Origin of the sequence: Nonomuraea rhizosphaerae (assembly GCF_019396405.1) — a bacterium.
Lineage (GTDB): Bacteria > Actinomycetota > Actinomycetes > Streptosporangiales > Streptosporangiaceae > Nonomuraea > Nonomuraea rhizosphaerae.
This window is the reverse complement of sequence record NZ_JAHKRL010000241.1, coordinates 1-8,901: the sequence shown is the minus strand read 5'-3', so window position 1 is coordinate 8,901 and position 8,901 is coordinate 1. Positions and strand designations below refer to the sequence as shown.

General features: G+C 70.9%; 10 protein-coding genes. 9 read left to right on the top strand and 1 reads right to left on the bottom strand.

Translation table 11 applies throughout. The features are described 5' to 3' along the window. Nucleotides 1-94 precede the first annotated feature (94 nt). The gene (locus KME77_RS12065; protein ID WP_219465836.1) at nt 95-1,243 is read right to left on the bottom strand and encodes a sensor histidine kinase; all 1,149 of its coding nucleotides are present in this window, start codon (nt 1,241-1,243) and stop codon (nt 95-97) included. A 127-nt stretch (nt 1,244-1,370) separates the two neighbouring features. Between KME77_RS12065 and KME77_RS12060 the strand changes: the two genes are divergently transcribed. From KME77_RS12060 to KME77_RS12020, 9 genes are all read left to right on the top strand, one after another. Next, nucleotides 1,371-2,534, top strand: a complete 1,164-nt coding sequence (locus KME77_RS12060) for an acetoin utilization protein AcuC (protein ID WP_219465833.1) — start codon at nt 1,371-1,373, stop codon at nt 2,532-2,534. Nucleotides 2,535-2,546: 12 nt separating this feature from the next. Beyond that, nucleotides 2,547-3,335: a phosphatase gene (locus KME77_RS12055; RefSeq protein WP_219465832.1), complete on the top strand. Its 789-nt coding sequence runs from the start codon at nt 2,547-2,549 to the stop codon at nt 3,333-3,335. A gap of 306 nt (nt 3,336-3,641) precedes the next feature. Then, a complete protein-coding gene (locus KME77_RS12050) occupies nt 3,642-3,845 on the top strand; it encodes a helix-turn-helix domain-containing protein (protein ID WP_026214222.1) in 204 nt (67 codons plus the stop codon). Between the two features lie 179 nt (nt 3,846-4,024). Next, on the top strand, nt 4,025-4,123 hold the full coding sequence (locus KME77_RS12045; protein ID WP_018654693.1) for a 30S ribosomal protein bS22: 99 nt from the start codon (nt 4,025-4,027) through the stop codon (nt 4,121-4,123). A 22-nt stretch (nt 4,124-4,145) separates the two neighbouring features. Then, a complete protein-coding gene (locus KME77_RS12040; RefSeq protein ID WP_219465829.1) occupies nt 4,146-5,141 on the top strand; it encodes an NAD-dependent epimerase/dehydratase family protein in 996 nt (331 codons plus the stop codon). Between the two features lie 23 nt (nt 5,142-5,164). After that, complete coding sequence (locus KME77_RS12035; RefSeq protein ID WP_219465828.1) at nt 5,165-6,046, top strand: lysophospholipid acyltransferase family protein; 882 nt, start codon at nt 5,165-5,167, stop codon at nt 6,044-6,046. A 188-nt stretch (nt 6,047-6,234) separates the two neighbouring features. After that, entirely contained in the window at nt 6,235-7,233 is a 999-nt protein-coding gene (locus tag KME77_RS12030) for a HesA/MoeB/ThiF family protein (RefSeq protein WP_219465827.1), read from the top strand. Nucleotides 7,234-7,284: 51 nt separating this feature from the next. Further along, nucleotides 7,285-8,079, top strand: a complete 795-nt coding sequence (locus KME77_RS12025) for an SDR family NAD(P)-dependent oxidoreductase (RefSeq protein WP_219465821.1) — start codon at nt 7,285-7,287, stop codon at nt 8,077-8,079. Between the two features lie 61 nt (nt 8,080-8,140). Beyond that, a complete protein-coding gene (locus KME77_RS12020) occupies nt 8,141-8,722 on the top strand; it encodes an RNA polymerase sigma factor (protein WP_219465819.1) in 582 nt (193 codons plus the stop codon). Nucleotides 8,723-8,901: the final 179 nt, after the last annotated feature.

Genomic DNA, 8,901 nt, shown 5'->3' with positions numbered 1-8,901 from the left:
GCCTGGCCGACCACGCGCATGTCGGGCTGGGCGTCCAGCATGAGCTGGAAGCCCTTGCGGACCAGCGCGTGGTCGTCGGCCAGCAGCACCGTGATCATGATGTTCTCTCCAAGGGGATGCGGGCGTGCACGACGAAGCCGCCCTCGACGCGCGGGCCCGTACGGAGCTGGCCGCCGCACAGGGCCACCCGCTCGGCCATGCCGCCGAGCCCGAACCCGGGCTCGGCGCGGGAGGGCAGGCCGGGCACGCCGTCGTCGAGCACCTCCACCTCGACCGCCCGCTCCTCGTAGGCCAGGCGGACGCTGGCCCGCGCGCCAGAGGCGTGCTTGCGGGTGTTGGTCAGGGCCTCCTGGACGACGCGGTAGACGGCGTGGTCCACGGCGGCGGGCAGTGTGACGGCCTCGCCGGTCACGGTCAGGCTGGCGGGCAGCCCCGCGCTCTCGGCCTCCTGGACCAGCGCGGGCAGCCGGGCCGCGCCCACCCCGGTGGCGGCGTCCGCGTGGCCCTCGCCCACCGCGGGCGTGTCGTCGGCCCTGAGCACGTCCAGGAGCTGGCGCATCTCCGCCAGCGCCTGCCGCGCCGTCCGCTCGGCGCCGGCCAGGGCGTCGTGGGCGACCTCCTCGCCCGGCGGCAGGGTGGCCCTGGCGCCGCCGACCAGCGCGTTGATCACGCTGAGGTGGTGGGCCACGACGTCGTGCAGCTCCCGGGCGATGCGCCGCCGCTCGGCCCGCACCGCGCTGTCGGCCGCCTGCTGCCGCTCGCGCAGCCGCAGCTCGGCCCGCACCCTGACGAACTGGCCGATGATGACGATCCCCACCGGGGCCAGCGCGCCGCCCAGCCACGCGCCCTGCTGCTGGAACAGCTCGTACGCCGCCCCGTAGACCACCGCCCCGCAGGCCGTGGCCATGGCGGCGACCCTGCCGGGGGTGTAGCGGCCCACGCTGTAGATCGCGACCATGGCGGGGAAGCCCATCACCGTCGAGACGCCGGTCGCGAGGCCGGTCACGTCGATCGCGACCGTGGCGACGGCGACCAGGATCGGCCTGTTCCGCCTGGCCAGCAGCGGAAGCGTGGCGACGACGAACCACAGCGCGTTCACGGCGACGCTCGTCGCGCCCTGGAGCTGGGCCGAGATCCCGGCGAAGGCCGCGACGGCGTCCATGACGGCGATGAACGTGATGTCGAAGACACGCGGACGCTTGAAGAAGCGCCATGCGGCCGTGATGCCACGCACCAAGCGCATGATCCGACCCTAAGTGCCACTTCTGGAAAAGTGGCAATATTTCGCGGTCCGGGGCTTCGTCACCGTATGGACGCACTCCGTTGACGCTGCGGTAACGTCGCTTCAAGGGCGAAGGACGGGAGCGGGCATGAGTTCGACGGCACGGGCCATCTGGGACGATGCTCTCACCTCCTACGATTTCGGCCCCGGGCATCCGCTCGCACCCGTCCGGGTGGAGCTGACGATGGCGCTGGCCCGCGCGCTGGGCGTGCTCGGCAACCTGGAGATCGCGGGCTGCGTGCCGGCGACCGACGACGAGCTGGCCATGGTGCACAAGCGCGACTACATCGAGGGGGTCAAGCGCGTGTCGGCCGCGGGCGGGGCCGACCTGTCCGTGGGGCTGGGCACGTCCGACAACCCCGCCTTCAAGGGCGTGCACGAGGCCTCCGCGCTCATCGCGGGGGCCACGCTGGCCGCCGCCCGCGCGGTCTTCGAGGGGACGGCCGAGCACGCGGTCAACGTCGCGGGCGGGCTGCACCACGCGATGGCCGCCTCCGCCAGCGGCTTCTGCGTCTACAACGACCCGGCGCTGGCCATCGCGTGGCTGCTGGGCCAGGGCGTGGGGCGCGTCGCGTACGTGGACGTGGACGTGCACCACGGCGACGGCGTCCAGGCGCTGTTCTACGACGACCCGAGGGTGCTGACGATCAGCCTGCACGAGAGCCCGCGCACGCTGTTCCCCGGCACCGGGTTCCCCGAGGAGACCGGTGCCGAGGGGACGGCCGTCAACGTGGCGCTGCCCGCCGGCTGCGGCGACTCGGGCTGGCTGCGGGCCTTCGACTCGGTGGTGCCGCCGCTGCTGCGGGACTTCGCGCCGGACATCCTGGTGACGCAGCACGGCTGCGACAGCCACGCGCTCGACCCGCTGGCCAACCTCATGCTGAGCCTGGACGGGCAGCGCACCGCGTACTCGTGGCTGCACCGCCTGGCCCACGAGACGGCGGGCGGCCGGTGGCTGGCGACCGGCGGCGGCGGCTACGAGCTGGTCCAGGTGGTGCCCCGGGCGTGGACGCACCTGATGGCCGAGCTGTCCGGGCATCCCCTCGACCCGGCCACGAGGACGCCCGAGTCGTGGCGCGCGTACGTGCGGGAGCGCACGGGCGAGTCGGCCCCGCTGACCATGACGGACGGCCGAAATCCGGAATTTCGTGACCTGTCCGGTGGTTATGACCCAGCGGACCCCATCGACCGTGCGATCATGGCGACCCGCAACGCGGTATTCCCCCTGCACGGTCTCGATCCGATGCCGTAGCGAGGGAGAGCTGTGCGTACCCGCGACCAACTCCGTGAGCACCTGATCCGGACCAGGATCGCCGGGGAGGTCGCGACCCCGCGCGAGAACAACCTCGACCACTACAGCTCCGCCGCCAACCGCGACCCGTACTACCTGCTGGGGCTGACCCTCGACCAGCCGTGGTCCTACCGCGACGTGCTCGCGCTGATGGTCAAGTCGGCGGGTGTGGTGGCCGACCCGGGGCACCGCCGGGGCCAGGACACCATCGACCCCGACCGTACGATCGACGCGCTCGACGCCATGGCCGACCGGATCGCGGCGGCCCTGTCGCGGGACGAGCCGAGGCTGCTGTTCGCCACCGGCCACCCCACGGGCCTGCTGGCCGTCCATCTGGAGCTGGCCAGGTTCGCGGTCGCGCGCGGCGCGACGCTGCTCACGCCGTGCGAGGGATGGACGTACTCGGGGTCGGGTTTCGGGCGTCCCCGCAAGATCCGCTACCTCCAGGATGTCGCGATGCTCGACGACAAGGGCGGCTTCGTGCACACCCACGACAGCGCGCCGATGGAGCGGATGCTCAAGGAGCTGGCCGGCGGCCCGCCGGACCTCGTCGTCGCCGACCACGGATGGGCGGGAGCGGCCGGAGAGGCGGGTGTGCCGACGGTGGCGTTCGCCGACAGCAACGATCCGGGACTGTTCCTCGGCGAGGCGGAGGGCAAGATCGACGTGGTGGTCCCGCTCGACGACAGTGTGCTTCCGCGCTACTACGCTCCGTTGACGGAGCGGCTCGTCACACGAGCCACTTCAGCCCTTCCAGACTGATTCGGTCATCCCCATACTGTCTTTTCGCGCCTGCATTCCAAGAGGCTCGCAGTCCCTTTGCCAACTTTTGAGGGGGCTTGGGCGACTCTTATGTGTGACAAGTTGGACAGTTCCAACGTCACGGCGAGGTGCTCGTGTGGCCGGTTTACCAGGGATTTTGCTGGTTCGGCTGACAGGTGGCTCCGTCAACTGAGAAAATAGGGGGTTTGCGCACTCGGAGTCCCGACTTACGCTGACGGCAGTACACGTGCGTGAGCAATGGCACCAGTGGGGATAACCCGGAAACACGTGCGGAAGAGGCGTCCGATGGGTGCAGGCGAAAGACCTCTCAGCGAGGTGAAGTTCCTGACCGTGGCGGAAGTGGCCACGGTCATGAGGGTGTCCAAGATGACGGTGTACCGACTGGTGCACTCTGGCGAGCTGCCGGCCATCCGAGTTGGCCGGTCGTTCAGAGTGCCCGAGCAGGCGGTTCACGACTATCTTCGGGAGGCCTACATCGAGGCAGGCTAGTTCTGGAGTAGCGGCGTGCGCCACACGCCGTGAATACAGTCGTGGGCGATGCCCGGCCGCTTCCGAGCGACCGGGCTCACCCCCCAGGGGGCGATCCACCGTCGATCGCCGGTAGTCTTGTGAGCCGGTGTGCGCTCGCGCATCGATTCAGACGTGCTATCAGTACCTGGGGGTCCCGCATGGGCTCTGTGATCAAGAAGCGCCGCAAGCGGATGGCGAAGAAGAAGCACCGCAAGCTGCTCAAGAAGACGCGCATCCAGCGGCGCAACAAGAAGTAACAGACGCAGCTGCGAGGCGCTGATGACCCACACCGTGCTCGTCACCGGGGTCTCACGCCACATCGGCGCTCGGGTGGCGAGTGTTCTCGCGGCCGACCCGGACATCAGCCGCGTCATTGGAGTGGACACCGTGCCGCCCCCCTCGCTGACGCGAGATGGCGGCATCTCCCTCGGCCGGACGGAGTTCGTCCGGGTCGATCTGCGCAGCCCCGACATCGCCCAGGTGATCGCGGCTGCCGACATCGACACCGTTGTGCACATGAGCCTGGTCAGCGCTCCCTCGCGGAGCACCGGCAGGGCCGTGATGAAGGAGCACAACGTCATCGGCACCATGCAACTGCTCGGTGCCTGTCAACGGTCGGCGACCGTGCGGCGTGTGGTGGTCCGCTCGACCACCGCCGTCTACGGCTCGTCGCCCCGCGACCCCGCGGTGTTCACCGAGGACCTGGAGCCGCACGACGGCCCCGTCCACGGCTACGCCAAGGACGCGGTCGAGGTCGAGGGTTACGTGCGCGGGTTCGCCCGCCGCCGTCCCGACATCACGGTGTCGCTGCTGCGCTTCGCCAACTTCATGGGCCCCGGGGTCGACTCGCCGATCACCCGCTACTTCACGCAGCCGGTGCTGCCGACCGTGTTCGGCTTCGACCCGAGGCTGCAGTTCGTCCACGAGGACGACGCGATCGAGGTGCTGCGGCGCATGGCCACCGAGGACCACCCCGGCACGTACAACGTGGCCGGGGCGGGCGTGCTGCTGCTGTCGCAGTGCGCGCGCAGGGCGGGGCGGCCGTCGCTGCCGCTGTTCTCGCCCGCCTTCCGCGCGCTGGGCGACGTCGCGCGCCGCGCGGGGCTGGTCGACTACTCGCCCGAGCAGGTGCGGCTGATGAGCCACGGCCGGGCCGTCGACTGCTCAAGGCTGGAGATCGAGCTGGGCTGGAAGCCCAAGTTCACCACCGGCGCGGCCTACGACGACTTCCTACGCTCGCGGGGGCTGCACCCGCTCGGAGGTGTGCGGCATTGAGCGTCCCCGACGAGGAGGGCCGCGTGATCCCCATCAGCGCGGCGCCGTCGTTCCCGGCGGCCGATCCCGAGCCCGAGCCGCTGGCCAGGGCGCTCGCCTTCCTGCGCAGGCGCATCACCGGCGACTACGAGGTCGACGAGTTCGGCTACGACGCCGAGCTGACCGACAAGGTGCTGCTGGAGCTGATCAGGCCCCTCTACCACCACTGGTTCAGGGTCGAGACGGTCGAGGTGAAGAACGTGCCCGAGGAGGGCGGCGCGCTCGTCGTGGCCAACCACTCCGGCACGCTCCCGGTCGACGCGCTGATGATGCAGGTGGCGCTGCACGACGAGGCCGGCAGGGCGCTGCGCCTGCTCGGCGCCGACCTGGTCTACCAGCTCCCGCTGCTCAGCCACCTGTCCCGCAAGACCGGCCACACGCTGGCCTGCCGCGAGGACGCCGACCGCCTGCTGCGCCGGGGCGAGCTGGTCGGGGTGTTCCCCGAGGGCTTCAAGGGCGTGGGCAAGCCCTTCTCCGAGCGCTACAAGCTGCAGCGCTTCGGCCGCGGCGGCTTCGTGGCCTCCGCCATCCGCGCCGGGGTGCCGATCCTGCCCGTCGCCGTCGTGGGCGCCGAGGAGATCTACCCCAAGATCGGCGACCTGCCGACGCTGGCCCGGCTGCTCGGGCTGCCCTACCTGCCGATCACGCCGTTCTTCCCGCTGCTCGGCCCGCTCGGGCTGGTGCCGCTGCCGTCGAAGTGGATGATCGAGTTCGGGGAGCCCATCCGTACGGACGAGTACGACCCCGCCGACGCCGACGACCCCATGCTGGTGTTCAACATCACCGACCACGTGCGCGAGGTCGTCCAGCAGATGTTGAACGAGCTCAGGCTACGTAGAGGCCACGCCTTCCCGCCTTTCCTGTGAGGTCGCGGCCCTTTCCGGCGGGGCCCGGGCGATCTTGACACGCGCGGTCAAGCCGTCGAGGATGGGGCGCCGGGCAAGGGAAGATATTGACGACATTCCCGCACCAAGTGGTAAAGCTGCCACTATTGACTCGGCCAGTCAGCAAGGAAACGCTGAACACTCATGGGTTCGACACCTCGGGAGCGCGCATGAGACGGCTCGTCGACTCGGTGCTCGTCACCAACGCCGGCGACCAGGTCATCCTGTCGACCGGCTCGCGTGACGGCCTGTCGCTGCGGGGCGACCTCGGCAGGGTGGAGCAGGCGGTGTCGCTGCTGCGCGGCGGCGTCGACGAGAGCGACATCATCGCCGACCGGGTGCTGGAAGACCTCGTGGTGGCGCTGACGCACATGGGCTGGCTCACCTCCGAGCCCCCGCAGTCGCCCGCCGAGTCGACCGGCAGGCTCGCCCGCCAGCACGGCTACCTGACGCTGTTCGCGCCCGACGCGCGGGAGCTGCAGTCGCGCATCGCCGCCTGCTCGATCATGCTGGTCGGCGTGGGCGGCATCGGGGCGGTGGCCGCGCAGCACCTGGGCGCCGCCGGGGTGGGCAGGATCGTGGCCGTCGACCCCGACGTGGTCGAGCTGCACAACCTCAACCGGCAGCTCCCGTACACGACAAGAGACGTCGGCGTGCCCAAGGTGCAGGCGCTCAAGGCCCGGCTGCGCGACTTCGCGCCCGAGACCAACGTGGTGTCGGTGCGCCGGCGCGTCACCGACGTGAGGGACCTCGACGGGGTGCCTCCCGTCGACCTCGTCCTCGTCGGCGCGGACCAGCCCGCCGAGCTGGCCGACCTGGTGTGGCGGTGGTGCCTGGGGAAGGGCGTCGCGATGAGCCGCGCGTCGGTGGGCCACGAGCACGGCTTCTGGGGGCCGCTGCTGTCGCCCCGCGACGGCCACTGCCACCTGTGCTTCGAGGAGGCCCGCGAGGCCGGACTGTCGCGGGAGAGGTGGCTGGAGGGCGGGCACGGGCCCACGCCGTGGTCGTTCGGCGCCACCAACACGGTCATCGCGGCCTGGGCCGTGCACGACATCGTCCAGTACATCGCCACGTCCGGCTGCCCCACCCTCAACCGCCGCGCCCAGCTCGACTTCTCCCGCGGCGAGCTGCACTTCTTCGACGGTCCCCGCTGCACCTGCAACCCATAGTGCGCGGCCGGTGTTCTCCAGGACGACAGAACACCGACCACGAGGAACACCATGGATCTGCAACTCGCCGGCCGCGTCGCCATCGTCACCGGAGCCTCCAAGGGCATCGGCCTGGCCGTCACCCATACGCTGATCGAGGAGGGCGCGCACGTCGTCGCCGCCTCCCGTACCCGCACCCCCGAGCTGCCCGCCGAGGCGCTGCACGTGCCCGTCGACCTGATGGACCCGCGGGCGCCCGCCGAGGTCGTGGCCCGCGCGGTCGAGGAGCACGGACGACTCGACGTCCTCGTCAACAACGCCGGCGGGCCGCCGCCGGGCGTGACGCTGCCGCACGCCGGCTTCATGACCTCGGACGACGCCACCTGGCAGGCGATGTTCGAGTTCAACCTCTTCGCGGTCGTCCGGATGATCCGGGCCGCCGTCCCGGTCATGCTGGAGGGCGGCGGCGGCTCGATCGTGAACGTCTCCTCGGTCACCGCCAGGCAGCCGTCGGCGGTCAACCTGGACTACGGCGCGGCCAAGTCGGCCCTTTCGTACGTCAGCAAGGCCGTGGACGAGGAGTACGGCTCGCAGGGCATCCGGGTGAACACCGTCTCCCCGGGCCCCGTGCTCACCCCGTGGTGGACCGACGAGGGCGGCGCGGCGGACGTCTTCGCCTCCATGGTCGGCTCCGACAAGGAGTCCGTCATCACCAGGGTCGCGCCTGAGATGATGAAGTTGACCACCGGCCGCCTCGTCGCGCCGCAGGAGGTCGCCGACGCCATCGCGCTGCTCGTCTCGCCCCGTTCCGGCGGCACGGCGGGCGCCGACATCGTGATCGACGGAGGCTGCCTGAAGGAGGTCTGAACCTGATCGGCTGGTTGTGGTGATACATCCCTGACCGACTTTCCCCCTCAGAAGGGCGGAGATGATCACTCAACCCGCCACCAGGGGTGCGGACTCGGAGCTCGTGAGCGCCTCGCTGACCGATCCAGAGGCGTTCGCCGAGCTGTTCGACCGCTACTCCGCGATGCTCTACCGGTACGTCTCCAAACGCCTCGGCCCCGAACAGGCCGAGGATCTCGTCGGCGAGACGTTCCTGGTCGCCTTCTCCAGGAGAGGCAGCTACGACCTGAGCCACCCCGACGCGCGGCCGTGGCTCTTCGGGATCCTGACCAAGCTGGTCTCCCGCCACCACCGCACCGAGGCGGCCCGGTACCGCGCCCTGCGGCGCGCCCCTGTCGACGCCCACGTGGAGTCCCCGGCCGACCGTGTCGCCGCCGGGGTCACCGCCCAGGCCGCGCGCACCGAGCTGGCCGGCGCGCTGGCCGCCCTGCCGGCCAAGGACCGCGACGTGCTCCTGCTGATCGCGTGGGGCGACCTGTCGTACGACGAGGTCGCTCGCGCGCTCGGCATCCCGATCGGCACCGTGCGCTCCCGCCTCAACAGGGGCAGGCGGAAGGTACGCGCCGCGCTCGGCGACACGAACCCGATGCTGGAGGAGGAGTGACGATGGACGACCTGAAGATGCTCCGTGACCTCGGCGCCGAACTGGAGCACCAGCCTCCGGCGACGCTGGTGCGCCAGCGCGAACGCCTGCTCCAGGCCAGGCCCCGGCGCAGGCGCCTCACCTGGCTGATGACCGGCCTGGTCGCGGCGGCCACGGCCGCCGTCGTGGCGGGGGCCGCG

What these genes read in the sequence shown, in the direction of transcription:
- KME77_RS12030 (WP_219465827.1), top strand. Translation starts at nt 6,235, where the DNA reads ATGAGACGGCTCGTCGACTCGGTGCTCGTCACCAACGCCGGCGACCAG.
- KME77_RS12060 (WP_219465833.1), top strand. Translation starts at nt 1,371, where the DNA reads ATGAGTTCGACGGCACGGGCCATCTGGGACGATGCTCTCACCTCCTAC.
- KME77_RS12065 (WP_219465836.1), bottom strand. Translation starts at nt 1,243, where the DNA reads ATGCGCTTGGTGCGTGGCATCACGGCCGCATGGCGCTTCTTCAAGCGT.
- KME77_RS12045 (WP_018654693.1), top strand. Translation starts at nt 4,025, where the DNA reads ATGGGCTCTGTGATCAAGAAGCGCCGCAAGCGGATGGCGAAGAAGAAG.
- KME77_RS12020 (WP_219465819.1), top strand. Translation starts at nt 8,141, where the DNA reads ATGATCACTCAACCCGCCACCAGGGGTGCGGACTCGGAGCTCGTGAGC.
- KME77_RS12050 (WP_026214222.1), top strand. Translation starts at nt 3,642, where the DNA reads ATGGGTGCAGGCGAAAGACCTCTCAGCGAGGTGAAGTTCCTGACCGTG.
- KME77_RS12040 (WP_219465829.1), top strand. Translation starts at nt 4,146, where the DNA reads ATGACCCACACCGTGCTCGTCACCGGGGTCTCACGCCACATCGGCGCT.
- KME77_RS12025 (WP_219465821.1), top strand. Translation starts at nt 7,285, where the DNA reads ATGGATCTGCAACTCGCCGGCCGCGTCGCCATCGTCACCGGAGCCTCC.